This is a genomic window from Pedobacter psychroterrae, from assembly GCF_004331695.1.
Classification (GTDB): Bacteria; Bacteroidota; Bacteroidia; order Sphingobacteriales; family Sphingobacteriaceae; genus Pedobacter; species Pedobacter psychroterrae.
Genome location: NZ_SJSL01000008.1, coordinates 45,210 through 69,794, shown reverse-complemented (window position 1 = coordinate 69,794; position 24,585 = coordinate 45,210). Strand labels below are relative to the sequence as shown.

Below are 24,585 nucleotides of genomic sequence, written 5' to 3'. Positions count from 1 at the left end.
TATCTTTAATGTATGCGCAGTGTTCTCCTATCGCTTTTATGGTATCTTCTAATTTCATTTGCGTCAGTAACCGCATTAAAGGCACAACGGCTTACTCAAAGTGCGATTACAGAAAAGATGCAGTATTACAATCTGGCAAATCCGTCTGCTTCGCTGTTTGTACACTTCGACAAAACCATTTATACAAATAACGAAACAGTCTGGTTCACAGGATATTTAATTAAGGACAACAGCAACAACCTTTCTAAGCATCAGGTATTATCTGTAGCACTCGTCAGGGATATAGACAGTGCTATCATTAAACAAGGTAAATATGTAATGAGCAATACGCTCTCTTTTGGAAGCATGATACTTCCTGATTCTATGCTAACAGGCAATTACCATTTTCAGGTTTCCACCAATCGGGTCAGCAGTGGCATTCCTGATGCTGTGTTTACGCAGCCTATCGTTATAAAGACCAATATCGAGCCCGCATTTAGCGCAAGTATTAAGCTGCTAAAAGCAGGGAATCATGGCAAAACCCCAAATGAAGTACTGATCTCCGCAACTACAAGAGACTTCCGGTTTTTACCCAAGCCCATTGATGTAAGTTACCGATACGGGAATTTATTTAAAACAGAAAAGACAAGTAAGTCGGGGGAGCTCGTGCTGATGTTACCTGAACAAGAGGGCATTTCTGATCCTAATGTATATGCAAAATTAAAATATGGCAAGGACAGTAGCTTCATAAACTTAACATTACCAGTTACCAGAAGAAACGCAATTGTGAGGTTCTATCCGGAAGGAGGAAATCTGATCGACAATCTACCGGGCAGGGTAGCATGGGAGGTTAAAGACCAACAGTTGAATATGGTATCTGCAAAAGCCTTACTGTTTAAAGACAAAAAACTACTTGACACCATAGAAACCAATAGCTATGGGATTGGTAAGTTTATGCTGACACCTGAAATCAACAGCATATATCAAATTAAATTGCTTCATTCAGGATTTACGGATACTACCTACCGCCTACCCCCTGCAATAGCGGAGGGCGTAAATTTATACTTTGCTGATGCAGCCGTCAAAGATACATTAAAGGTCAGAATAATAAATAAAACCGCTCAAAAGGTGTATGTAAGAATACATGATTTTAATGAGACCTTCTTTATTTCAGAAATGACTTTAAGTGCGGCACACAAAATCTTTAAGGTGCCTCTTAGCGAGATCCCTAAAGGCCTAAAAACAATTACGGTATCAGACAGTATCGGCAGACCCTTATCTGAGCGAATGTTTTTCGCCAGGTACGATCCGCAGCAAAAGATTATTATTACTACAGACAAATCTATTTATAACCAGAGGGAAAAAGTTGTATTGAAAGTGAAGCTAATAGAACCGGACACCATAGGCTTTCTTTCCATCGCCTGTGTTCAGAATAACCGTTTTCCAGGCAAACTTAGCAATGACATAGAAAGCTACATTAACCTAAGACAACAATTAACTACGCTGCCGATGGCCCCAGCTGGCAATGGGTTCAGCGACAAGGATTTTGTTGAAAACATGTTGCTCGTAAGGGGCTGGAGCAGATATACCTGGCAAAACATTCTGAAGGCAGAATCAACAGACACCATAAAAACATATGACCCGCTAGCGTTGAAGATCAAAGTTGCACAATACAACAAGCCCCTCAAAGTTCCGATAGACCTGGGCATTATGATTGGCACAACTGTAGGCGTGATAAAAACGGACAGTGCCGGACAAACCGTATTTAAGAACGAAGAATTGGTAATCCCTGCGGATACTAAGATTCAGGTGATTGCATTGGGGAAAAACCAGGACCTCTACTCTGTAAAAGTAGACGACCCGTACAGACAGCTCAACAAAACTTACCTGAAACTAATCCATGCGGACCGTACTTCAGTTCCTTCAACAGTGCAAAACAACAACGAATTGTCGTTAAAACCCAATGAAAAGATCAACAGGCTTAGCGAAGTAAAAATCACTGCAGGCTCCAACGTACATTATAAAAGAGGCGTAAATGCATGCGGCGACTATGTTTGCAGTTATAATGTATTAAATTGCAGGAACCATATTTCAGACTATGGAAACCGACATCCGGTTGCAGGCAGGACTTATAGAAATGGATCAGAAGGTGGAACCATCGTATACCGCGACTGTAAGTCTGAAGACAGGGACCTTTTCATTGTCCCATTGCCGGGGATCTACACGAAAAAAGAATTCTATATTGATGATTATACCGAACCTCTGGAGCCTGCATTCGTATCTACCTTATATTGGAACCACGGAGATCTGTTTGATCCAGCAGAAAAAGAGTTTATATTTTACACAGGTGATATAACAGGCAAATTCAGGATTGTGGTACAAGGAATGGTAAATGATGATGTAGCCTACCATGAGCACTTTATTGAAGTTCAAAGCAACCCTAAGCCATAAAAAAAACCCTGATGATTAGTCAGGGTTTCCTGTTATATAAACTTGATGATCTTATAGTGACTTTATCCAGTCAACCACTTCATCCCTGGTTTTGCCAGTTTTTTGTTGCAGTCTTCCATACAATTCATCGTCTTTTCCTTCTTCGTATTTCAAGTCATCATCGGTCAGGTCGCCATATGCCTGCTTAACTTTACCCTTGATCTCGTTCCATTTTCCTTTTAACTCTAACTTATCCATGATCTTTAATTTTATGTTTACAATCGGTTATGTAAATTAAAGAACAGGAGAAGGCTACAAAATGTTTTATTGTTTAGATCTTTCTATGATTTCTTCAACAACAGAAGGATCTAACAAGGTTGAAATATCTCCAAGATTTGCCGTATCACCTTCTGCTATTTTCCGCAGAATACGGCGCATAATCTTACCGGATCTTGTTTTAGGCAATCCTGAAACAAACAATATTTTATCAGGCTTTGCAATTGCCCCGATCACCCTGGTTACGGTTTGAAGAATGTCTTTTCTGGTCAGGTCCTCATCATTGTGCACATTCGGGTTGATCACAAAAGCATAAATCCCCTGTCCTTTTACTTCATGAGGAAAGCCTACTACGGCACTTTCTACCACACCTGCATGCATGTTTATTGCATTTTCCACCTCAGCAGTACCTATTCTGTGGCCTGATACATTAATCACATCATCTACCCTACCCGTTATTCTATAGTAGCCGTCCTCATCCCTCAAGCAGCCATCTCCAGTGAAATACAAATCTTTATAAGTAGAGAAATAGGTCAGCTTACAGCGCTCATGATCACCGTAAGTAGTGCGGAGCATACCCGGCCATGGAAATTTGATACACAAGTTACCGTTCACACCATTGCCATCAATTTCATGTCCCTGCTCATCTACCAGGATCGGCTGTATACCAGGCAATGGCAAAGTAGCAAAGCTAGGTTTGGTTGGCGTGACAAAAGCAATGGGCGAAATCATGATGCCGCCGGTTTCTGTTTGCCACCAGGTGTCTACAATAGGCGCTTTACTTTTACCAACATTTTCATTAAACCAATGCCATGCCTCTTCATTGATGGGCTCACCTACCGATCCCAGCACCCTTAGCGAACTAAGATCTACGCCTTCAAGAGGCTCCAGCCCAAAGCTCATCAGCGAGCGTATAGCTGTTGGGGCTGTATATAGAATATTTACTTTATGCTTTTCTACTACCCGCCACATTCTCGAGGCATCAGGATATGTAGGGATACCCTCAAACATTAACGTGGTAGCACCCTGCGAAAGCGGGCCATACACAATGTAAGAATGACCGGTAATCCAGCCGATATCCGCAGTACAGAAGAATACCTCGTCAGGCTGATAGTTAAATACATTGGAAAAAGTATAACCCGCATACACCATATAACCCCCGATGGTATGCACTACTCCTTTAGGCTTGCCGGTAGAACCGGAAGTATACAGAATGAACAGCAGATCTTCAGCATCCATTTCTTCGGCAGGACAATTGGTATCTACCTGTTTTATCTCGTCTTCCCACCAAAGATCCCTGCCTTTTAGCATAGATACAGGTGTACGGGTATGAGTTAAAACGACCACCTTTTCTACCGTTGGGCATCCGATAAGCGCATCATCAATTACTTCTTTCAACTGGATCTGCTTGCTTCCTCTAAAAGCACCATCAGCAGTAATCACAATCTTGCAGGCCGCGTCATTGATCCGGTCGGCTATTGACTTGGCAGAAAATCCACCAAACACTACAGAGTGAACAGCTCCGATACGTGCGCATGCCAAAACTGCTACCGCCAGTTCGGGCACCATCGGCATATAGATGCAGACTCTGTCACCTTTCTTCACACCGTTCTTTTTTAGCACATTCCCGAAACGACAAACCTGTTCGTGCAGTATTTTATAGCTTAAAGTAACGCTTTCTTTTTGCGGGTCATTTGGCTCCCAGATAATGGCCGGCTTATCCCCGTTCTCTGCCAGGTGACGGTCTAAGCAGTTTTCGGTAATATTTAGCTTAGCGCCCTCAAACCACTTGATATTCGGCTCAGAAAAATTCCATGACAATACTTTATTCCATTTCTTCCGCCACTGAAAATTATTGGCAATCCCTTCCCAAAACTGTTCCGGATAATCTACACTATACTGATAGGTCTTCTGATATTCTTCAAATGATTTAATTTGCATATTTGGTTTATTGTAAGACCGTAAATATAAGTTTATTAAAAAGTTAATAAAACTTTTTATTTTTTTTATCTTATCCCACAAGTCGCAAATTGACCGTTAAAATGTCGCAGATACACCGCTGGTCTCTTATTTTAACACCGTAACTTAGTAAAATGAGAAATTTAATTTTTTTTATGCACACTTCGCTTGACGGTTTTGTAGCTGGGCTTAATGGAGAAATGAACTGGATAAAATTTGACGATGAGTTATTTGACTTTGTTGGCACTATGACGGACAAAGCTGACACAGCTCTTTACGGACGGGTAACTTATGAAATGATGCAGAGCTATTGGCCAACTGCCGCTGAACAACCAAATGCATCAAAACACGATAAAGAACATTCGGCCTGGTACAGCAAAGTTTCCAAAATTGTTTTATCAAAGACAATGAACGAAAAAGGACTTGACAACACCACAATCATTAGCGGCCAGCTCGCAGACAACATCAATGAAATAAAAAACCAGGACGGGAAGAATATTTTAATCTTTGGAAGTCCAAGGGCATCCCATTCCTTACTGGGTCAGGGTTTAATTGATGAGTTTTGGTTATTTGTAAATCCAGTTTTACTTGGACAAGGAATACCCCTATTCAAAAATGTGGTTGAAACCACTCAGCTAAAACTCATAGAATCCAAAACCTTTTCATGCGGAGTGATTGCACTTCACTACGAAAAAAATCGAAATTAATAGACAACGATAGTTCGGCACAATCCCAACCGACAGGCCAAAGGAAATGGGCAGGCCTGTTTCTTTCAGATACCTTAACTCCACCAGTCCCTGCAAACAGCAGGCACACCAATAATACCCGTTTCATAAGAGCATTTGCTGAGCACGAAGAGAGAAGATAACTTTTTAACTCACTCAGGGTATCAGTGTCCCTGTCTATTATATTATCAGGGATTAATTACAAGGCCTTTTTCTTCGCGGATAAGCTGAAAAAGATGGTCAGGGCGAACGACGACATAATCTTCATTTAGTGAATTAGCCACATTCTTAAAACTTGTTGGCGATACACCCTGCCAAGGCTGCGCCTGTATGATCACAAACCGTGGCGAGGTGCTGCCCCAACCGGCGGCAGCTCTGGTGATATGATCTTTCATTGCCTGTTCATTTGTACAGTAGTTACAGGCAAGTGCCATTCCCGGTAAGCTGTTGTTGTAGATAGTAAGCCCGCCACCTGTGTTCTGGGCAGTTACACCAAGCAGGGATTTTGCCTGACCGGCATAAATCTTCCCGACATTAGGGTCAATACCGCCAGTGACCGTGTTCCAGATCGTGATCACCCGTAACCCGGCACGGTTATTATAATCCTCAGTTTTAGAGATGAACTTTTTTAGCAGATTTTCATCAGACCAGGTATTTGGATAAGTATAACCATAACCGGAAGGTCCCGAGATCAGGTTATCATTGGTGGTTGACGTTTGAGAATAATAGTTGAGCACGCCAGGCATTGCATCCAGCATAGCAGGTGATACGGTCCATCCCATTGGAACTTTACCCCGGTCCGGATTATTCCAAAGTTTACGCATCAGGTGTTCTGTGAACTGTAAATTGTCTCCGTCACTCAATATAAAGGCAACATATATCTTATTTCGCAGTACCGGTTTAGGGGGGATGGGCTTTATATGGATGATCCTTGAGGTACCGCTAAATACCGTTAAGTTAAAACACCAATCGCTGGCGATGGTTGCAATGCCATACTTTGAAGCTCTTGTGATCCCTGGCGCTTCCTCTGGCCACCAGCCCATAAAGCTTGCACCGGGCGACATGGAAGATAAAAATTTGTCCAACAGTTCACTTTCCCCGCTTACTTTAGGATCAAGCCATACCACCGCTGCACCCAGGGCTACCGCATATTCACGAAGGGCTGCTTTGTGCGCATTGGGGTTTAGACCAATTAACAAACGGTGATCAACCTGTGGCCAATAAGTATCATATAGTAACTGATAAACTTCCAGCTTGCTGACAAATTTTCCCCGAAGATCGACTAAGACCGGTAAATTATACGGAGGAGCAGTTAATTTAGACAGCAATAAGGGCGAGGCAATCAGTGCTCCTTTGCTTTTTGCAAGTACCGTGGCCAGATTTACCGTATGGATTTGAGCGGTATCATAAACGATCAAACCTGAAACTTCTTTCCTGTATTTAGTGATCAAATCCCATTTGTCTGCAGGTTCAGACCACTTCAAATCAAGGGACTGCAGCCAGGTATACGGTCCTTCACCTGAAGCATTACCCTCATAGGAGAAAATGCGTGGCTTTGTCCTGTTTACCAGACCCTTTAGCGAAGCGAACAGATACATTTCTGCTGCAGCGTCAGGAGAGTTTTGACGGAGTTTGATTAGATCCAGAACCGGCGCAGTGGCCGGAAACGATGGCAGCAACTGACCAGCCGGCCATTTGATCTGCGCCATGGATGGCACAACAAGCACTTGGAACAAAAGACAGCATACAGCTTTAATTTTAACCAATCTAATCCATTTTATCATGGGTGTATTTATAGATATAAAGATAGCGAAATTTTATGCCAACGATAAACAAAGCGTGAGTAAAAGTGTGTGGGCAGGGGTTTTGTTATCTTTGCTGCTACATCCGGCATACTATTTAATGGCTATTTCTCGTTATCCTGGATTGAATTACCTTCCGTTTCGATTTCTACTTCCTTCGTTGTGACCGCATAATGTGAAGGATGTATCTCAGAACCATATTTAACGGCATACGCTTTAGTAAACTCAGCACCAAAATATAAAATGATGGACGAATAATAGGTCCAGAGCAAAACAACAATCAACGAGCCCGCCGCACCATAAGTACTCCCAACGTCACTGCTGCCGATGTAAAATGAAATACCAAACTTACCGAGCATGAATAATACGGCTGTCACCATAGAACCGAGCGCCACGTCACGCCATTTTATGATCGCATCAGGCAGAACTTTAAAGATCACACCAAATATCGTTGAAATCACAGCGAGCGTAACAACTTGGTTTAGGATATAGAACACCACAACGGAAACATCATTGAACCTCGCTTGCAGACGCTCACTAAATCCGTCTAAAACAGAAGTCACCCCCAGGGAGACAAGTAGTAAAAACCCCAGACTTATGATCACTGAAAAAGAAAGGAACCTGTTTTGTAACATCTTTAACCAACCTCTTTTTGGCTTTGGCTTTAAACCCCAGATCATGTTAATAGAATCCTGAATATCGGCAAAAACGGTGGTAGCACCGACCAACAATGTAACCGCACCAATGATAAAAGCAACAGTGCCCTTGTCGCCGATTGCTGCTTTCTGGATCATCTCCTGCAGCGACAATGCTGTTTCTTTTCCGAGGAAGCCGGCCAACTGATTGTAAACTTGTCCCTGGGCAGCCTCCTGCCCTAAAAAGATGCCACACAATGAAATAATCACCACCAATAATGGCGCCATTGAAAAGACCGTATAATATGCCAGTGAGCCACTAAGCTTGGTGACTTTATGGTCACTAAAGCCCATGAATGATGTCTTTAATATTTCCCATGCTCCTTTGAAAGTAACTTTTTCTTTTTTCATAAACGGCCATTTTTTACACACAACAGAGATACTGCCGGATTGGTTTTCTTAATTTTGCCGGATGAATAGAGATATAGCAGTCATTTTTGACATGGACGGCGTAATCTGCCACACCAATCCATACCATTCAATGGCATTCCGTGAATTCTTTTCCACACGCAACCTGGCCCCGACAGATGACGAGTTTGCCGAACACATGTTTGGGAAAAGCAACAAATATATACTGACACATTTTCTGAAAAGACCTGTAGAAGGTGAAGAATTTTTACAACTTGAGGAGGAGAAAGAAGGCCTTTTCAGAAAAATATATGAGCCGCATGTATCACCAATAAAAGGCATTGTGGAGTTTATAGCTAATTTGAACGAGAATAATGTAAGGCTTGGCGTAGCCACATCAGCCCCTTATGCAAATCTGGAACTGATACTGAGTAAAGTACCAATACGCGAAACTATGGGGTCTATTATGGCAAGCGAAGATGTTAAAAAACATAAGCCTGATCCCGAAGTATACCTGACCTCAGCCAAAAATCTTGGTGTGATGCCAAGGGACTGCGTTGTCTTTGAAGATTCCTTCTCGGGTGTCACTGCAGCACTGAATGCAGGAATGAAAGTGGTGGGGGTACTCAGTTCTCATACCAAAGAAGAATTACCGCCCTGTGATCTCTACATAGATGATTATACAGCACTGTCCTATCAGGCAATCTTACAGCTATTTGATTATATTGAAAATATTTTCCCTGTCGGCTTGATGATTACAAATATTATATTGATATTTGCACACTCTTAAAAAAATTAAGCGAAGAACTATTAACAATATATAACAAGGCATGTCAAGAGTTTGTGATTTAACCGGAAAAATGGCGATGACAGGTTTTAATGTTTCTCACTCAAACGTTAAAACTAAGCGTAAGTTTTATCCCAACTTACAACTTCAGAAATTTTATATTCCTGAAGAGGATCGTTGGATAACACTGAAAGTATCTACTTCAGCTATCAAAACCATTAACAAAATTGGTATCTCTGAAGCGATCAACCGTTTCATGAAAAAAGGATATTTATAGAAAAAACATTGGTTGATGTGAATCAACCGTAATATTAAGAAAATGGCAAAAAAAGGTAACAGAGTACAAGTTATTCTAGAGTGTACAGAACATAGAGCAAGCGGCATGCCTGGTGCGTCTAGATATATCACTACTAAAAACCGTAAGAACACTACTGAGCGTTTGGAATTGAAAAAATTCAACCCTGTATTGAGAAAAGTAACTGTACACAAAGAAATTAAGTAATAACATTTAGTATTTAACTAAATACAATCTATTTAGATCATGGCAAAAAAGGTAGTTGCAACCCTGAAAACGGGTAAAGGAAAAGAATATTCGAAAGTTATTACAATGACTAAATCACCTAAAGGTGCTTATTCTTTCAAAGAAGTTATTGTTCATAACGATCACGTTCAAGATGCTATTTCTGCATCCAAAAAATAATTTTAATATTAAATAATATTAAAGCCGTCCCTTTATTGTGGGAGGGCTTTTTTTGTTTTGTTATACATTCTTATGGGTTTATTCGATTTTTTCAAGAAAAAGGAAACTGCACCGGAATCGCAGGAAGCGCTGGACAAAGGATTAGAGAAAACTAAAGAAGGGTTTTTTAGTAAGATCACCAAGGCGGTAGCCGGAAAATCTACCGTGGATGACGAAGTACTGGATAACCTGGAAGAAGTCCTGGTAACCTCTGACGTTGGTGTAACCACTACATTGAAGATCATAGACCGTATACAAAATCGTGTAGCAAAGGACAAATATCTTTCTACATCTGAACTGAACGGCTTGTTGCGCGATGAAATACAATTGCTGCTTGCAGAAAACAACAGTAATGATTTCAGCAGCTTCGAATATGGCACTGAGCATAAACCGTATGTAATTATGGTGGTAGGTGTAAATGGCGTAGGGAAGACCACTACCATTGGCAAACTGGCCCATAAGCTAAAAGCAGAAGGCCTTAAAGTAGTTTTGGGTGCAGCTGATACCTTCAGGGCAGCGGCTGTAGAGCAGATCCAGCTTTGGGGCCAGCGCGTAGACGTACGTGTAGTGGCACAAGCCATGGGATCTGATCCCGCATCTGTGGCTTTTGACACACTTCAGTCTGCTGTGGCTAATGGAGAAGATGTCGTTATTATTGATACCGCCGGACGTCTGCACAATAAAGTAGGCCTCATGAATGAACTGGGCAAGATTAAAAACGTCATGAACAGGGTCGTGCCTGGAGCACCGCATGAAATACTATTGGTACTGGATGGCTCTACAGGTCAAAATGCATTTGAACAATGTAAGCAGTTTACTGAAGCGACTGACGTAAATGCATTGGCCATAACCAAACTGGACGGTACCGCCAAAGGTGGTGTAGTGATCGGGATTTCTGACCAGTTCAAAATCCCATTAAAGTACATAGGCGTAGGCGAAAGCATGAACGACCTGCAATTATTTGATAAAAAAGCTTTCGTTGATAGCTTGTTTAAATAAAACACATGAATACAAAAATAAAATCCACTATTATACCTGTTAAAAAACCCAAAATTAACGTCATCACCCTGGGCTGTTCCAAGAACACCTATGACTCAGAAGTCTTAATGGGCCAGTTGCGCGGCAACAGTATGAATGTGGTTCATGAAGCCAATACAATGGGAAAAGACGACATAGTTGTCATCAATACCTGCGGTTTCATTGACAATGCCAAACAGGAATCTATCGATACCATATTGCAATACAGTGAACTTAAAGAAGCTGGAAAAATTGGAAAGGTAATCGTGACCGGATGCTTGTCTGAACGGTATAAACCGGAACTGGAAGCTGAAATAACTAACGTTGATGCTTACTTTGGCACCAACGATCTGAACAACCTGCTCCATTCATTGGGTGCGAACTATAAGCACGAGTTAATTGGAGAGCGCCTGCTGACTACCCCTTCACATTATGCTTATTTCAAGATCGCGGAAGGTTGTAACCGCCCCTGTTCCTTTTGCGCGATTCCGCTGATGCGTGGAAAACATGTGTCGCGCGATATGGCCGAACTGGTAAACGAAGCAAAAATACTGGCCGCTAATGGCACTAAGGAACTAATATTAATAGCGCAGGACCTTACCTATTATGGCTTGGATATTTATGGTAAACGTAACCTCCACGAGTTATTGCGCAGGCTTTCTGACATACCCGGCATAGAATGGATCAGGCTGCAGTATGCTTATCCTTCGGGCTTCCCTATGGAAATTCTCGATGCAATGAATGAAAGGGAAAATATCTGCAAGTACCTGGATATGCCTTTGCAACACATTACAGACAATATGCTTAAGTCCATGCGCCGTGGCATCACCAAGCAGAAAACTATCGATATCGTCAACCAGATCAGGGACAAAGTACCCGGCATCGCAATGCGTACCACTTTAATCTGTGGATACCCTGGTGAAACTGAGCAGGATTTTGAAGAGATGATGAACTGGGTGGAGGAAACCCGTTTTGACAGACTGGGTTGCTTTACTTATTCGCACGAAGAGAAAACCCATGCACACATCTTAGTAGACGATGTGCCTGATGAAGTAAAACAAGCGCGCGTAGATGCAATTATGGAACTGCAGCAAGGTATTTCATTTGACATCAACCAGGAAAAAGTGGGTAAAACCTTTAAGGTCCTGGTAGACAGAAAAGAAGGTGATTTCTTTATCGGACGTACGCAATATGACTCTCCGGAGGTGGACAATGAGGTACTGATAGATGCTGCTACCGGTTATGCTGCCAATGGCAGTTTTGTAAATGTAGCCATCGACCGTGCGGAAGACTTCGACCTGTATGGACGAATTGTAAAATAAAAGCTTCAAATCAGGAATTATGGTTTATTAACTTAAATTCGTGGCAATGCATGCTAAATACATCTCTTATCAGGACACGAACGCCTTCTCGGCGGTAGTACTGGATTACATCAGCGGAAAAGACGAACTTAAGTCTTTTTATAACTATTCCGTGGATCTGAAGGGCTTCGCTGAGGCCATAGAAAATCGCCGTTTTAATGGCGACAGGTCCGTATTGGTGGACACCTTGAAGCAGCAATACGCTGCTGTGAAGACAACGCCTATGGTTACTGAGTATATCAAACGCCTGGGAGATAACCGCACTTTTACCATTACCACCGGCCACCAACTCAATATTTTTACCGGTCCGCTGTATTTCATCTATAAGATTGTAACGGCCATTAACCTGGCCAGGACATTAAAGCAGGAATTTCCGGATTATAACTTTGTACCGGTGTACTGGATGGCGACTGAAGACCACGATTTTGAAGAGATTAACCACCTGAAGGTGGAAGACAAAGTGCTGACCTGGAATAAACAGGCGGCAGGTGCAACCGGGAGACTGGACATCAAAGACATTGTAGAAACACTGACCGCCTATAAAGGCTACCTGGGCATCGGCAAAAAAGGCCTGATGTTGTCACGACTGGTGGAGGCTGCATATACCGACAACACTAAACTGAGTGATGCCACACGCGAACTGGTAGATGCACTGTTTGGTGAATATGGACTGGTCTGTGTAGATGCCGACAACCCCAAACTGAAAAACCAGTTTAAGGAAATTATACACCGGGACATCACGGAACAGAATAGCTTTAAGCTGATCAACGAAAGTAATGTAAAACTGGAAGAACTGGGGCACAAACCACAGGTTAACCCCAGGGAGATCAATTTTTTTTACATGATTGATGGCTTGAGGGAAAGAATCATCTATGAAACAGGGGAATACAAAGTAGTAAATACTGAAACCAGCTTTACCGCTGCGCAGTTAAAAGCCGAGATTGATCAGTATCCTGAGCGCTTTAGTCCGAATGTAGTGATGCGGCCGTTATACCAGGAAGTGATTTTACCCAACCTGGCCTATATTGGCGGCGGAGCGGAACTTACCTACTGGCTGCAGCTAAAAGCAAATTTCGACCATTATCAGGTAGCTTTCCCTGTACTGCTGCTGCGCAACTCGGCACTGGTAATTGACAGCAGAAGTGAAACCCGGATGCACATACTAGGCATCAATCACAAAAACATTTTTAATGACATAGAAACACTTAAAAATGAGTGGATCAAAGAACATGTATCTATCAAACTGACGCTAGACGACGAGGTAAGGGGCATACAGGCCATCTTCGATCAGATAAAGCTCAATGCTTATAAAATAGATAAGACACTCTCACAATCTTCCGATTCAGCCAAAACTAAAGCGCTTAAGCTAATTTCCAATTTCGAGAAGAAAATGCTAAGGGCTGAGAAGCGTAAGCATGAAACCTCACTGGCACAAATAGAAAATCTAAAGGATAAACTATTTCCGAATGGGGTGTTGCAGGAACGCGTGTTAAATATAGCGCCATTCTATGTCTTGTATGGAGATGAATTTATTGACTCTTTAGTAGCGTATTTCAAACCGCTCGATCATCAGTTCACCATCCTATTTGCCTGATCAACATGAATTTTTACACTTTTACCGAGCATAACCTACGTCATTTTACTGAAAATGTGTTTCTTAAAATGGGATGCCCTCCTGCTGATGCGCAGCTTGCGGCTGATGTTTTATTAAGATCTGATTTAAGAGGCATCGACTCCCATGGTGTAGCCCGTTTAAGCGGCTATGTACGCCTCTGGAAAAAAGAACGCATCAATGCTACTCCAGATATAAAGATCGTGCATGAAACCGCAACTACGGCAACTGTGGACGGCGATAGAGGTTTAGGGCTGGTTGTAGCTCCTTTTGCCATGAAGATTGCAATAGAGAAAGCCCGTACCTACGGAAGTGGCTGGGTGGCCGTTAAAAATTCTAACCACTTCGGAATAGCCGGATACCATGCATTGATGGCGGTAGCAGAGGATATGGTCGGCATCAGCATGACCAATGCCAGTCCCCTGGTAGCCCCTACCTACTCCAGTGAGCGGCTATTGGGCACCAACCCGATGTGTTATGCTTTTCCGGCAGGAAAATACCCTCCTGTGGTAGTAGACATGGCTACCGCAGCAGCAGCAAACGGCAAACTCGAAATAGCACAGCGGGCAAACTTACCTATCCCTGAAGGATGGGCGCAGGATGCTTCCGGCAATGCATCTACCAACCCCCATCAGCTGAAAGAGGGAGGGTCACTGTTGCCATTGGGTAGTGATAAAGACCATGGCAGTCACAAAGGCTATGGGTTGAGTGCTACAGTAGATATTTTATCTGCCGTACTGTCCGGCGCCAATTATGGTCCCTGGGTGCCTCCTTTTGTATCTTTTCTGGAACCCCCTAATGATCCTGTAGGCGAGGGCATCGGGCACTTTTTCGGTGCCATGCGGATAGACGGGTTTCGCCCGGCACAAGATTTTAAAGATCATCTGGATAATTGGATAGCCCGCTTTAAAAGTGCCAAAACCATTGACCCCGGCAAACAGGTGATCATTCCCGGAGAGCCTGAATATAACTACGAAGCTGAGCGCAAAAAAAACGGCATCCCTTTAATAGATGCCGTTGTAAATGATTTGAATGAGCTGGCCAGGAAACTAGCTATCGCCCAGTTGTCTTAAAACTAATGGATTCCATTAAGTAACCTGCTCCACCTGATCTTACTGAAAAACGAACCATTGGTATCGTAACTCATCCAGATAAACAATGCCTTACCCACAATGTGGTCATCCGGAACAAAGCCCCAGTATCTGGAATCCAATGAATTATGTCTGTTATCGCCCATCATCCAGTAGTAATCCATTTTGAAGGTATACGTTGTAGCGGGCTTACCATTGATCAGCCAGCCATCCCCTGATTTCTCCAGCTTATTGCCTTCGTAAATTCTGATGCACCTTTCATAAAGCGGCATGGAAGCACTGTCCAGGGTAACTGTCCATCCCGTTTTAGGAATGGTAATCGGGCCAAAGTTGTCCGCATTCCAGTTTCTTTTTTCATCAAAAGGAAATACATCAGACTCTCGCTGCCCTTCCGGCTGTGTCTGCTCTTTCACCGAAGCTACAAAATCAAGGCCTTTTACCTTGTTCATCATTTCTTCCGTGCCATTAAACACGCAGCTAAGTTCATCCTGACGGGAAATATCTTCATCGATGTTGAAACCCATATCCTTAAAAATGGCGAAATTCACATCAGGGGTCTTAAAGGCTACCTCATATTTAATCTGTCCGGTATTCTTTAGTTTTTCTGGTTTACCGTTTACAGAGACCAGGCCATTTTTCATGCTGATCACATCGCCGCCAATACCGATACATCTTTTGATGTAGTTCTCTCTTTTATCTACCGGACGGGTTACAATGGTGTACTGGCTGTTTACCGTATTCCAGCCCATGTTTCTGACCATCCTGTAATAATCCTGATCTTGCATTTCCAGTGCCACAGTATCGCCCTGTGGATAGTTGAACACGACTACATCATTTCTCTTGATATCGGAAAGCCCGGGTAATCTTCTATATTTCCACTGCACACCATCCCAATAAGCTTTAGTGCCGGTTATCGGCATGGTATGATGGGCAAAAGGGAATGCCACTGGCGTCATAGGTATCCTCGGGCCGTAATTTACCTTACTCACGAATAAAAAATCGCCGATTAGCAACGATCTTTCCATTGATCCGGTTGGGATAGTATACGCTTCGATAAAAAATACCCTGATAATTGTTGCCGCTATTACCGCAAACAGGATAGCATCTACCCATTCACGCGTTTTGGTCTTTTTCTTTCTTGGCTCAGCACTTTTATCCTTTTCCCAGAATTTCCAGTTCATATTTATATGTTATTTAAAATCAAATATATCAGTTATATTATAAAAGCCCTGCCGCTTCTCCAGCCATTCTGCTGCAACTACTGCACCCAAAGCAAATCCTGAGCGGCTATGTGCAGTATGCTTAAACTCAATCTCATCTACCTCACTGCTGTAAACCACCGTATGTGTGCCCGGAATATTTTCAATCCTGTGCGACTCTATCAGTAATTGCTCCTTCTTTATTACATCCTCAAAAGGGGTTCCCACCAGTTCATTCACCCATTCCGATTTCCTGTCCAGATTATCAATAATGCCCTCAGCTAGTGTCATCGCAGTCCCACTAGGTGAATCCAGTTTTTGTGTATGATGTATTTCTTCTACCTGAACCTCATATGCCGGAAAATTATTCATAACCTGTGCCAATACCTTGTTTACATGAAAGAAGAGATTAACACCTATACTAAAGTTTGACCCATAAAGCAAAGCATTGTTACGTTCAAGGCAGTCATTTTTAACTTCCTGCAATTGTCCGTACCAGCCAGTGGTCCCTACCACAACGGGTAAATTCGCATCAAAACAAGCATATATATTATCTATTGCCGCGTCAGGGGTACTAAAATCTATCGCTACATCTGCTTTTCGCAGATTAGCAACAGTCAGGTCTTCCTGATTATCTATATTGATCTTCAATACGATCTCATGGCCTCTTTCTAAAGCAAAATGCTCAATGATCTGGCCCATTTTACCATAACCAAGTAACGCTATCTTCATTTTAGTCTGTATTATTATATTTTTAGAATGTCAAAGTTAATTTAATGCCCGGGGTCATCTTATTAAAGCCGTACATGGTGTTTGTATTTATGAGGTCGGGAGAGAATTTGATACTAACATCGTCAACATTAAAATATTTAAGACGTGCATCTACATAAGCCTCCACGGCATTGAGCAGATATAACCCTACCAATGAGAAAATAACCACCTCCCGGTTTCTTCTAAAAAGGTCTTTAGCAGAGATCAGACCCTGCTCATCTACGTTGACATAGAGGCTGCCATCAGGATGTTTGCCCTCATGCTCCCTTACATAAATTAACTCTTTCAGAAAAAAATGGTAGTTTTTATTGTTGTCGATGTAAGAAAGTGTAAGCATGGTACCACCTACGTAGATCGCACCCACCTTTGCCAGCCTGTAAACGGTGATCCCATTTCTGAGCTGACCCAGACCAGGTACCATCAATGAGCTAAAAATAGCCTTTCTTCCGGCAATCTTACCCTGATTGATGTATTTAGGTTTAACATTGTCAAGCCTTTGGGCAGGCCTGATGCTATCAAGTCCCTGAGGCTGAACTACAGCAGTATCTTTTTTACTTTCTATCAGCTCCTGCGCAGTTACTGTTAGCGCAGAAACAAAAATCAGGACCGATAACAGCAATATCCTATACATTACCAATCTAAAAGTTCTAAAATCCTGTTCAGATCATCCTCCGAAACAAAGGGTATCTCTATCGCGCCCTTGCCATTTTCGCCTACCTTCAGTTTTACCCTGGTGGCAAACTTGGCAGCAAGGTCACGCTGCAATTTCTGATGTTCAAACCTGGTTCCCGCCGGCTGTTTAGCTTTGGGCTTTACCTCCACAGTATTGATGTTTCTTACCAGCTCTTCTACCTTTCTAACAGAAAGACCCTTTTCTATAATTTCATTATGAATGAAAAGCTGTTTGTCGGCCTGCTCTACACTAATTAATGCACGGGCATGACCCATCGAAATCTTCTGGTCCCTGATGGAGACCTGAATTGCCGGAGGCAGTTTCAGCAGGCGCAGGTAATTGGTCACCGTAGTCCGGTTCTTACCTACCCTTTCCCCTAGTTGTTCCTGCTTCAGGTTACATTCATCCAGCATTTGCTGAAAACTCAGTGCAATCTCTATGGCATTCAGGTTCTCACGCTGTATGTTTTCAATAAGCGCCATTTCCAGCATCTGCTGATCATTGGCAGTACGCACATAAGCGGGAATCTGCGTCAGCCCCGCAAGTTTAGAAGCCCTTAGCCTCCGCTCCCCTGATATCAGCTGATACTTGCCACCAGGCTGCTTCCTTACAGTAATAGGCTGGATCAGCCCCTGTATCTTTATAGAATCTGCAAGCTCGTTCAAAGCCATCTGATCAAATTCAGTACGCGGCTGATAGGGGTTTGTTTCTACCTCACTGATGTTGATGTGGCCAATATTATTATTTGCGGGACCAGCAGTAACATTTGCCTCTGTTCTGGTTTCAGTTATGTTGCTGATCCCGTTCTTTGGCGGGTTCACATTATCTGTGTCATCCAAAAGCGCACTTAATCCTCTACCTAAACCTGTTTTTCGCTGAAAAGATGTCATGAAAAATAATTTATATAATTGCTGTAGTTATGTCCTGTACTTCCTTAACCAACCCATTCTTTTTTACAATCTCACGCGCCAGGTTCAGATAATTGATCGCCCCTTTGCAGTTCGCATCATGCATAATTACAGACACACCATAGCTGGGAGCTTCGCTTAACCTGGTATTGCGCTGAATGATCGTATCAAAAACAAGTTCCTGAAAATGTGTTTTCACTTCTTCTACCACCTGGTTGGACAAACGTAAACGCACATCATACATGGTCAGCAAAATACCTTCGATCTCCAGTTCAGGATTTAAACGGTTTTGTACTATTTTAATTGTGTTTAGCAATTTACCCAATCCTTCCAGTGCAAAATACTCACATTGAACCGGAATGATCACCGAATCAGCAGCAGTCAAAGCATTGATGGTGATCAGGCCGAGAGAAGGCGAACAATCGACGATGATAAAATCATACTGGTCCTTAATCTTTTCAAGAACCGCCTTCATTTTATACTCCCTGTTGTTCAGGTTGATCATCTCTATCTCGGCACCAACCAGGTCAATATGGGCAGGCAACAGGTCCAGGTTAGGGGTTTCTGTCTTCTGTATCGCTTCGGAAGGCTCAATATCATTAATGATACACTCGTAAATACTGTTCTTTATGCTTCTCGGATCAAAACCAATACCAGATGTAGAGTTAGCCTGAGGGTCAGCATCAACCAATAATGTTCTATATTCTAATACGGCTAAACTTGCGGCCAGATTGATGGATGAAGTGGTCTTACCAACCCCACCTTTCTGATTTGCCAATGCGATAATTTTACTCATTTATCTTATTAATAATTACTATTATCCTCCTGAGGCTTGTTTTTTACCTGGGGTAATCTATAAAAAATGCTATTTTTGCAATGATTCAGGCATATTTTAAGAGTAGCTAAGATACGAACTAAATAGCAAAATCAGTATTAAAGCCATAAGTGTTTTACACATCTTATTAACAATTCATTCATGATAACCATCATTTCGGGCACAAACAGACCTTCCAGTAATACCATTAAAGTTGCCAAATATTACCAGAAAACATTGATGTTAAAAGGATTAGAATCTACCGTCTTTAGCCTGGAAGATCTGCCGGATAACCTGATTGCTTCCGATCTGTATGGACAGAGAAGTCCGGAATTTGCAGTCATCCAGGAGCTGGTCAATAAAACCACAAAGTTTCTTTTCATCATCCCCGAATACAATGGCAGCTTTCCGGGCGTCTTAAAAACCTTTATCGATGCCTGCAACTTTCCCGATAGCTTTTATGACAAGAAAGCGGCTTTAGTGGGTGTATCTTCCGGCAAGTATGGAAACATTCGCGGAGTGGACCATTTTGGCGGGGTATGCAGCTACCTACACCTGCATGTATTGCCCTTAAGGATCCACATTGCCAGCATTAAGACCGAACTAAATGAAACCGGGGATCTGTACAAAGAAGATACACTGAAGTTCTGCCACGAGCAGATGGACAAATTTATTTCGTTTTAAAACTGATCCAGGTTTTGCCCTCATTACCGAAAACAAAATAACCGGGATAGAGCATCTCGGCAAGATCTTCCAGCGCGTCTACCGCTATTGCTGCATTACCTGCTACCGCAGCCTGGTCATCCCAAAGGTATACCCTGCTGTATTCAACAGAAGGCCATGCTGCATCCAGCAAAGCTGGTACCAGGCCCATCAGCTGCAGCATACTGCTGCCATTTTCATAATAAATCACTACCCTGGCTGTAGCTGCATCATCCTGGAGTACTCCACCTGCATCATTAATCAGTCCCTCCAGATCTTTTACCAGCACATTGCCGGTATCAAGGCAGGCCACTGCTACCTTGTCCATAAACTTTATCTTATGCTGAACTAAATCTACCCGCTCCTGAAGCCGTTCCCTTAGCGCTCCATCCTCAACTTTATTTATAACAGCATTTAAAAAAGACATATCGATTTATTTATTACTTTGTGCAAAATTAGTATTCTAATCTGATGCACCGTAGTATAATCTATATTTTTTGCGCCCTTTTCGGCCTCGCCCTCTTCTCCTGCGGTGGCAGTTCTTCTTACAATGGCAAAAAAGTATTCAATATGAACCTGGACCAGAACCTGACTTCTCTTGATCCGGCATTTTCGCGCAACCAGAATGCCATGTGGATGACCAACCAGATCTTTAACGGGTTGGTGCAGATAGACAGCAATCTCAATACGCTTCCCTGTATCGCCAAAACATGGACTACCTCGCCTGATGGCCTCATCTATACTTTTATCCTGCGCAATGACGTCTATTTTCATGCTGACACGCTTTTTAAGCACACTGAAAAGGGCAAAGGACGGAAAGTCACCGCAGCAGATTTTGTCTACAGCTTTTACCGCCTCATAGACCCAAAGATCGCCTCATCAGGGGGATGGATATTTAGCGATAAAGTAAAGGACAGCACCAGTTTTAAGGCCATAAACGACACTACTTTTCAGATCAGCCTCATCAAGCCCATTCCTGCGTTTATGAATATGCTTACTACGCAATATTGTTCTGTCGTACCCCGGGAAGTGGTAGCTCACTATGGCAAAGACTTTCGCAGTCACCCGATTGGCACAGGACCCTTCAAATTCAAATACTGGAAAGAAGACGAAATCCTCGTGCTCCTAAAAAACGAACACTACTGGGAAAAAGCAGGCGATCAGCAGCTCCCCTACCTGGATGCAGTAAAAGTGACCTTCATCAGCGACAAGCAAAGTGCCTTTATGAATTTCATTAAAAAAGAACTGGACTTCTTTGATAAGGTTGATGGCAGTTACCGCGACGATATCCTGACCAAAAGCGGGAATATGACTGCAAAATATAAAGGCAAATTCAATCTCAGAAAACGCCCTTATCTCTGCACGGAATATATAGGCATCATGGTAGACACCAATGCCGCAATCACTAAAAACTCTCCTTTAAGGCATAAAAAAGTACGCCAGGCCATCAATTATGCCATAGATAAACCAAAACTCATCAAGTACCTCCGCAATGGGGTTGGCATCCCTGCTACTTCAGGCTTCATCCCCCAGGGTATGCCTGGTTTTGACAGCACCGCTGTAAAAGGCTATCATTACAATCCCCACAAAGCCGCAGCTTTACTGGCCGAAGCTGGCTTCCCCAATGGCAGGGGATTGCCTGTGCTGACATTGAGCACCTCCACTACGTACAAAGACCTGATAGAATTTGTGCAAGGTGAACTTGGAGACCTTGGCATCCGGGTAAAGGTAGATGTAAGCCACAGTGCCAGTCTGAGAGACCTGATGTCCAAGAATGAGGTCAACTTCTTCCGTGGCTCATGGATCGCCGATTATCCTGATGGGGAGAATTACCTGGCCGTATTTTATTCCAAAAATAAAGTCCCTACAGGACCCAACTATACCGCTTACTACAACGACGAATTTGACAGGTTATTCGAACAGAGCTTTTACATTAGCAATCCAAAAAAACGCTACGAAATGTACCAGCAAATGGACAGAATGGTCATGGAATACGGAAACATGATTCCCATATTCTATGACCAGTCTGTCACCATGACGCAAAACAACATTAGCGGTTATGCGATAAATCCTCAGAGCCTGATGATCTTAAAAACCGTGAAGAAGGAATAATCCTATTTCCCCTGGCCGCCGCCCATACCACCACCGCCTTGCTCTTCTTCTTTCTTAAGGTCATCATTTTTAATCGATTTCTTTTGCGTGAACTTCAATTTACCAAACTTATAACTAAAGTTCAGCCCGAATGAACGCAACGGATAGTGTATGTCTGTTTTCTGACTTGAAGTCGCCGTATTGTTAACGGTTTTGATATTCAAATCGCGGCTAAAAGGGTTCAATACATTTACACCTATAGTAGCCATCTTATTTAAGATCTCCTTTTTAACAGCGCCACCATAAAAATACATGGCGTCAGTCTGTCCCTGAAATGTACGTTTAGGCGAATTGATCACCCCCCAAACTTCTGTATTCCAGCCTCCTGAAAGCGCATATGCCGAACGCATAAATGCGGTATAATTTAAGAAAGTACCTGTATTTACATTGTTCTGCGTGCTGCTCACATCATAAGTATTCAATCCAAAATTGGCCATCAGGGTCCATTTAGGCTTGGGGTTATAAGACCCGAATACGTTCAAACCGTAGGACTGACTGGTGCCGACATTGATATAAGTAGTCAGGTTTTTATTTATCCCGTCTTCTGTAATTGGCCTGATCGAACTTTCGATTACATTTCCGGTATTGCGGTAAAACACGGAGGCATTGATGATAGATCCTTTGATAAAAGTGGAATAGCCAAGCTCAATGTTATCAGCCAGTTCAGGGTCCAGCTTTGGATTTCCTTCCATAGGATTATAAATATCACTTTCATTTCTAAAAGGGTTCAGGTAAAACAAACTCGGCCTTTGAATCCTGCGGTTATAGCTCAGCTTTACCGTAGTCATCTGGCTCAGGTTCTGTGACACCACTACACTTGGAAAAAGGTTAAAATAATCGTTATCAAAGCCTGTAATGTTGCCCGCCACACCATTGATTTTGGTATACTCTGCTCTCAAACCTGCTTTTGCAGTGATCTTTTTGCTCAGCTTAAATCCCATTACACCATAGGCGGAGGCTACATTCTGACTATAATCAAAATCCTGGGCCGAGGCATCATAATCACTGATAATATCCCTTACAATTCCTTTTACGCCGGTTTCCAGAACAGTGGTTTTACTGAAAGGATAGGTATAATCACTTTGAACAGTATATTCATTGTTCTTTCCTGTATTATGACCAATAATGCTAAAATCAGGAATACCGGCTGTTACAAATCTATTGGTAAAATCACTACCGTTCCTGCCTGTCGACAACTGTGCAGACAAACTAAATTCTTCACCTTCTTTTTTACTCGTTTTTCTGTAGTCAACGTTCCAGTCCATGTTGTTAAAACTCATGTCCATATCCCGAATATTCTGAGAAAATACCTGGTTGGTATAGATGTCTGAACTTCCCGGACCGCCATTGGAGAAGCTATTTAGCTTCACATTGGTGCTGAAGTTATTGTAACCGTTCAGGTCGTAATCCAGTCCGGCACTGCCATTGTATCCCACCCTCGACCATTTCGAAAATCCATTCTGACTTACCGTATTGGTCACTCCGTTTATAACTGCAGTATTAAACACGTCCACGCGTGAGTTTTGAGGATACGCATGGTTTACCCCAAGGCTGGTGGTCACTGCCAGTCGCCCGGTCTTCACATTAAAGTTAAAGGCCCCGTTATTGGATCTTGTACCTGCCGATGCATTCACGCTTCCGCTGGTTCCTTCTGAAGTTTTTTTCTTGGTGATGATATTAATAATCCCGCCTGAGCCTTCCGCATCATATTTAGCCGATGGGCTCGTGATCACTTCTACACTTTTTATCTGCTCCGCAGGGATCATTTTCAGTGCGTCAGCTACGCTGCTGGCCATCGTACCTGAGGGCTTTCCATTGATCAGTACGCGCACCGCACTGCCCCGCAGCTGCACATTTCCATTGATATCTACAGAAAGCATCGGCACCTTGCGCATCACATCTGTAGCGTCACCGCCGGCATTGGTAATATCGGCCTCCGCATTGTATACCAGCTTATCAACCTTGTTCTCTATCAATGCCTGCTGTCCTACGATTTCTACTTCTTTCAGGTTGCTCTGGCTGGGCACTACATAAATAGTCCCCGCATTCAAGTCTGGTTTTTCAGGTGTGGTCTTCACCAAAATAGTCTTGCTCTTGTAACCCATAAAACCAATGGAGAGCTTATATTGATCCGGTGCTACATTCTGAAGTACCACCTTACCTTTTTCATCTGTTACTCCGCCATTTACGGCCTTACTATCTGTTGCTTTTATCAGCGATATGGTGGCATAATCAACCGGTTTTTTTGTTAGTGAATCCAGTATCAGGGCAGTGATCCTTCCTGTCACCTTTGGTTTTGCCGGACCGCCCGCCATAGGAAACTGCGCATGTGCGCCAACCATAATTCCCAAACCAGCCAGTATTAGTATAATTCTCTTCATAAATCGTTATTTCTTCAATTAGTCTGCACAAAGGTCATTTTTGTTACAATACATTCCTACAAAATTTAGCTGGCAGGCAAAGAAATGACGGTGAAAAGAGGTATTTCATCGGTAAAAATAAGGGGCTGGAATAACCTAAGCCTAGCTATATCCAACCCCTGCTAA

Annotated in this window: 23 protein-coding genes; 12 read left to right on the top strand and 11 right to left on the bottom strand. The window is 42.7% G+C overall.

The features are described from left to right. Positions 1 to 12 precede the first annotated feature (12 nt). On the top strand, positions 13 to 2,430 hold the full coding sequence (locus EZ437_RS19425) for a hypothetical protein (protein WP_131597737.1): 2,418 nt from the start codon (positions 13 to 15) through the stop codon (positions 2,428 to 2,430). 51 nt (positions 2,431 to 2,481) lie between these two features. Here EZ437_RS19425 and EZ437_RS19420 read toward each other — a convergent pair whose 3' ends face one another. Together EZ437_RS19420 and acs are read right to left on the bottom strand one after the other, a co-directional pair. Further along, positions 2,482 to 2,667: a CsbD family protein gene (locus EZ437_RS19420; RefSeq protein ID WP_131597736.1), complete on the bottom strand. Its 186-nt coding sequence runs from the start codon at positions 2,665 to 2,667 to the stop codon at positions 2,482 to 2,484. A gap of 66 nt (positions 2,668 to 2,733) precedes the next feature. Beyond that, positions 2,734 to 4,626 (bottom strand): acetate--CoA ligase, encoded by a 1,893-nt coding sequence (acs, locus tag EZ437_RS19415; RefSeq protein ID WP_131597735.1) that lies wholly within the window; start codon positions 4,624 to 4,626, stop codon positions 2,734 to 2,736. A 152-nt stretch (positions 4,627 to 4,778) separates the two neighbouring features. Here acs and EZ437_RS19410 point away from each other — a divergent pair, with 152 nt between their 5' ends. After that, the gene (locus tag EZ437_RS19410; protein ID WP_131597734.1) at positions 4,779 to 5,351 is read left to right on the top strand and encodes a dihydrofolate reductase family protein; all 573 of its coding nucleotides are present in this window, start codon (positions 4,779 to 4,781) and stop codon (positions 5,349 to 5,351) included. 206 nt (positions 5,352 to 5,557) lie between these two features. Here the strand turns inward: EZ437_RS19410 and EZ437_RS19405 are convergent, their stop codons facing one another. Both EZ437_RS19405 and EZ437_RS19400 read right to left on the bottom strand, forming a co-directional pair. After that, positions 5,558 to 7,078, bottom strand: a complete 1,521-nt coding sequence (locus EZ437_RS19405) for a GxGYxYP domain-containing protein (protein WP_225869630.1) — start codon at positions 7,076 to 7,078, stop codon at positions 5,558 to 5,560. Positions 7,079 to 7,275: 197 nt separating this feature from the next. Further along, complete coding sequence (locus EZ437_RS19400) at positions 7,276 to 8,217, bottom strand: YihY/virulence factor BrkB family protein (RefSeq protein ID WP_131597732.1); 942 nt, start codon at positions 8,215 to 8,217, stop codon at positions 7,276 to 7,278. Positions 8,218 to 8,278: 61 nt separating this feature from the next. Between EZ437_RS19400 and EZ437_RS19395 the strand changes: the two genes are divergently transcribed. The 8 genes from EZ437_RS19395 to EZ437_RS19360 all read left to right on the top strand — a co-directional run bounded on the left by EZ437_RS19395 (position 8,279) and on the right by EZ437_RS19360 (position 14,803). After that, positions 8,279 to 9,004 (top strand): HAD family hydrolase, encoded by a 726-nt coding sequence (locus EZ437_RS19395; protein WP_131597731.1) that lies wholly within the window; start codon positions 8,279 to 8,281, stop codon positions 9,002 to 9,004. A gap of 40 nt (positions 9,005 to 9,044) precedes the next feature. Next, positions 9,045 to 9,278 (top strand): 50S ribosomal protein L28, encoded by a 234-nt coding sequence (rpmB, locus tag EZ437_RS19390; RefSeq protein WP_131597730.1) that lies wholly within the window; start codon positions 9,045 to 9,047, stop codon positions 9,276 to 9,278. Between the two features lie 42 nt (positions 9,279 to 9,320). After that, entirely contained in the window at positions 9,321 to 9,503 is a 183-nt protein-coding gene (gene rpmG / locus EZ437_RS19385; RefSeq protein ID WP_048903767.1) for a 50S ribosomal protein L33, read from the top strand. Positions 9,504 to 9,542: 39 nt separating this feature from the next. Beyond that, complete coding sequence (locus EZ437_RS19380; RefSeq protein WP_073229713.1) at positions 9,543 to 9,701, top strand: DUF4295 domain-containing protein; 159 nt, start codon at positions 9,543 to 9,545, stop codon at positions 9,699 to 9,701. A 72-nt stretch (positions 9,702 to 9,773) separates the two neighbouring features. Further along, positions 9,774 to 10,739: a signal recognition particle-docking protein FtsY gene (gene ftsY, locus EZ437_RS19375; protein WP_131597729.1), complete on the top strand. Its 966-nt coding sequence runs from the start codon at positions 9,774 to 9,776 to the stop codon at positions 10,737 to 10,739. 5 nt (positions 10,740 to 10,744) lie between these two features. Next, on the top strand, positions 10,745 to 12,079 hold the full coding sequence (rimO, locus tag EZ437_RS19370; RefSeq protein WP_131597728.1) for a 30S ribosomal protein S12 methylthiotransferase RimO: 1,335 nt from the start codon (positions 10,745 to 10,747) through the stop codon (positions 12,077 to 12,079). A gap of 46 nt (positions 12,080 to 12,125) precedes the next feature. Continuing rightward, complete coding sequence (gene bshC, locus EZ437_RS19365; protein ID WP_131597727.1) at positions 12,126 to 13,712, top strand: bacillithiol biosynthesis cysteine-adding enzyme BshC; 1,587 nt, start codon at positions 12,126 to 12,128, stop codon at positions 13,710 to 13,712. A gap of 5 nt (positions 13,713 to 13,717) precedes the next feature. Continuing rightward, the gene (locus EZ437_RS19360; protein WP_131597726.1) at positions 13,718 to 14,803 is read left to right on the top strand and encodes an Ldh family oxidoreductase; all 1,086 of its coding nucleotides are present in this window, start codon (positions 13,718 to 13,720) and stop codon (positions 14,801 to 14,803) included. Between the two features lie 2 nt (positions 14,804 to 14,805). On the opposite strand, the gene lepB is transcribed toward EZ437_RS19360, so the two are convergent. From lepB to EZ437_RS19335, 5 genes are read right to left on the bottom strand one after another with little or no spacing between them, the layout of a single operon-like run. Then, complete coding sequence (gene lepB / locus EZ437_RS19355) at positions 14,806 to 16,002, bottom strand: signal peptidase I (protein WP_131597725.1); 1,197 nt, start codon at positions 16,000 to 16,002, stop codon at positions 14,806 to 14,808. A 9-nt stretch (positions 16,003 to 16,011) separates the two neighbouring features. Then, positions 16,012 to 16,752 carry a 4-hydroxy-tetrahydrodipicolinate reductase gene (gene dapB / locus EZ437_RS19350; protein ID WP_131597724.1) on the bottom strand — a complete coding sequence of 247 codons (741 nt, stop codon included), beginning with the start codon at positions 16,750 to 16,752 and terminating at the stop codon, positions 16,012 to 16,014. Positions 16,753 to 16,774: 22 nt separating this feature from the next. Beyond that, a complete protein-coding gene (locus tag EZ437_RS19345) occupies positions 16,775 to 17,422 on the bottom strand; it encodes a DUF5683 domain-containing protein (protein WP_131597723.1) in 648 nt (215 codons plus the stop codon). Then, positions 17,422 to 18,354 carry a ParB/RepB/Spo0J family partition protein gene (locus EZ437_RS19340; RefSeq protein WP_131597722.1) on the bottom strand — a complete coding sequence of 311 codons (933 nt, stop codon included), beginning with the start codon at positions 18,352 to 18,354 and terminating at the stop codon, positions 17,422 to 17,424. The genes EZ437_RS19345 and EZ437_RS19340 overlap by 1 nt, the downstream gene beginning before the upstream one ends. 10 nt (positions 18,355 to 18,364) lie before the next feature. After that, positions 18,365 to 19,168 (bottom strand): ParA family protein, encoded by an 804-nt coding sequence (locus EZ437_RS19335; RefSeq protein WP_131597721.1) that lies wholly within the window; start codon positions 19,166 to 19,168, stop codon positions 18,365 to 18,367. A gap of 180 nt (positions 19,169 to 19,348) precedes the next feature. Here EZ437_RS19335 and EZ437_RS19330 point away from each other — a divergent pair, with 180 nt between their 5' ends. After that, positions 19,349 to 19,870, top strand: coding sequence for an NADPH-dependent FMN reductase (locus EZ437_RS19330; protein ID WP_131597720.1), 522 nt, complete (start codon positions 19,349 to 19,351; stop codon positions 19,868 to 19,870). On the opposite strand, the gene EZ437_RS19325 is transcribed toward EZ437_RS19330, so the two are convergent. Then, positions 19,857 to 20,315 (bottom strand): hypothetical protein, encoded by a 459-nt coding sequence (locus EZ437_RS19325; RefSeq protein ID WP_131597719.1) that lies wholly within the window; start codon positions 20,313 to 20,315, stop codon positions 19,857 to 19,859. The genes EZ437_RS19330 and EZ437_RS19325 overlap by 14 nt on opposite strands. Positions 20,316 to 20,359: 44 nt before the next feature. On the opposite strand from EZ437_RS19325, the gene EZ437_RS19320 reads away from it, so the two are divergent. Beyond that, positions 20,360 to 22,000, top strand: a complete 1,641-nt coding sequence (locus EZ437_RS19320) for an ABC transporter substrate-binding protein (protein WP_131597718.1) — start codon at positions 20,360 to 20,362, stop codon at positions 21,998 to 22,000. Between the two features lie 2 nt (positions 22,001 to 22,002). Here the strand turns inward: EZ437_RS19320 and EZ437_RS19315 are convergent, their stop codons facing one another. Continuing rightward, positions 22,003 to 24,420: a TonB-dependent receptor family protein gene (locus EZ437_RS19315; RefSeq protein WP_165500481.1), complete on the bottom strand. Its 2,418-nt coding sequence runs from the start codon at positions 24,418 to 24,420 to the stop codon at positions 22,003 to 22,005. Positions 24,421 to 24,585 lie beyond the last annotated feature (165 nt).

Bases quoted from the DNA above. Each gene is read 5' to 3' on its own strand.
- rpmG (WP_048903767.1), top strand. From the start codon at position 9,321: ATGGCAAAAAAAGGTAACAGAGTACAAGTTATTCTAGAGTGTACAGAA.
- acs (WP_131597735.1), bottom strand. From the start codon at position 4,626: ATGCAAATTAAATCATTTGAAGAATATCAGAAGACCTATCAGTATAGT.
- rimO (WP_131597728.1), top strand. From the start codon at position 10,745: ATGAATACAAAAATAAAATCCACTATTATACCTGTTAAAAAACCCAAA.
- EZ437_RS19380 (WP_073229713.1), top strand. From the start codon at position 9,543: ATGGCAAAAAAGGTAGTTGCAACCCTGAAAACGGGTAAAGGAAAAGAA.
- EZ437_RS19420 (WP_131597736.1), bottom strand. From the start codon at position 2,667: ATGGATAAGTTAGAGTTAAAAGGAAAATGGAACGAGATCAAGGGTAAA.
- EZ437_RS19345 (WP_131597723.1), bottom strand. From the start codon at position 17,422: ATGTATAGGATATTGCTGTTATCGGTCCTGATTTTTGTTTCTGCGCTA.
- EZ437_RS19320 (WP_131597718.1), top strand. From the start codon at position 20,360: ATGCACCGTAGTATAATCTATATTTTTTGCGCCCTTTTCGGCCTCGCC.
- EZ437_RS19315 (WP_165500481.1), bottom strand. From the start codon at position 24,420: ATGAAGAGAATTATACTAATACTGGCTGGTTTGGGAATTATGGTTGGC.
- EZ437_RS19335 (WP_131597721.1), bottom strand. From the start codon at position 19,168: ATGAGTAAAATTATCGCATTGGCAAATCAGAAAGGTGGGGTTGGTAAG.
- EZ437_RS19340 (WP_131597722.1), bottom strand. From the start codon at position 18,354: ATGACATCTTTTCAGCGAAAAACAGGTTTAGGTAGAGGATTAAGTGCG.
- EZ437_RS19405 (WP_225869630.1), bottom strand. From the start codon at position 7,078: ATGGCGCAGATCAAATGGCCGGCTGGTCAGTTGCTGCCATCGTTTCCG.
- EZ437_RS19410 (WP_131597734.1), top strand. From the start codon at position 4,779: ATGAGAAATTTAATTTTTTTTATGCACACTTCGCTTGACGGTTTTGTA.
- ftsY (WP_131597729.1), top strand. From the start codon at position 9,774: ATGGGTTTATTCGATTTTTTCAAGAAAAAGGAAACTGCACCGGAATCG.
- dapB (WP_131597724.1), bottom strand. From the start codon at position 16,752: ATGAAGATAGCGTTACTTGGTTATGGTAAAATGGGCCAGATCATTGAG.
- EZ437_RS19330 (WP_131597720.1), top strand. From the start codon at position 19,349: ATGATAACCATCATTTCGGGCACAAACAGACCTTCCAGTAATACCATT.
- rpmB (WP_131597730.1), top strand. From the start codon at position 9,045: ATGTCAAGAGTTTGTGATTTAACCGGAAAAATGGCGATGACAGGTTTT.
- bshC (WP_131597727.1), top strand. From the start codon at position 12,126: ATGCATGCTAAATACATCTCTTATCAGGACACGAACGCCTTCTCGGCG.
- EZ437_RS19425 (WP_131597737.1), top strand. From the start codon at position 13: ATGCGCAGTGTTCTCCTATCGCTTTTATGGTATCTTCTAATTTCATTT.
- EZ437_RS19400 (WP_131597732.1), bottom strand. From the start codon at position 8,217: ATGAAAAAAGAAAAAGTTACTTTCAAAGGAGCATGGGAAATATTAAAG.
- EZ437_RS19325 (WP_131597719.1), bottom strand. From the start codon at position 20,315: ATGTCTTTTTTAAATGCTGTTATAAATAAAGTTGAGGATGGAGCGCTA.
- lepB (WP_131597725.1), bottom strand. From the start codon at position 16,002: ATGAACTGGAAATTCTGGGAAAAGGATAAAAGTGCTGAGCCAAGAAAG.
- EZ437_RS19360 (WP_131597726.1), top strand. From the start codon at position 13,718: ATGAATTTTTACACTTTTACCGAGCATAACCTACGTCATTTTACTGAA.
- EZ437_RS19395 (WP_131597731.1), top strand. From the start codon at position 8,279: ATGAATAGAGATATAGCAGTCATTTTTGACATGGACGGCGTAATCTGC.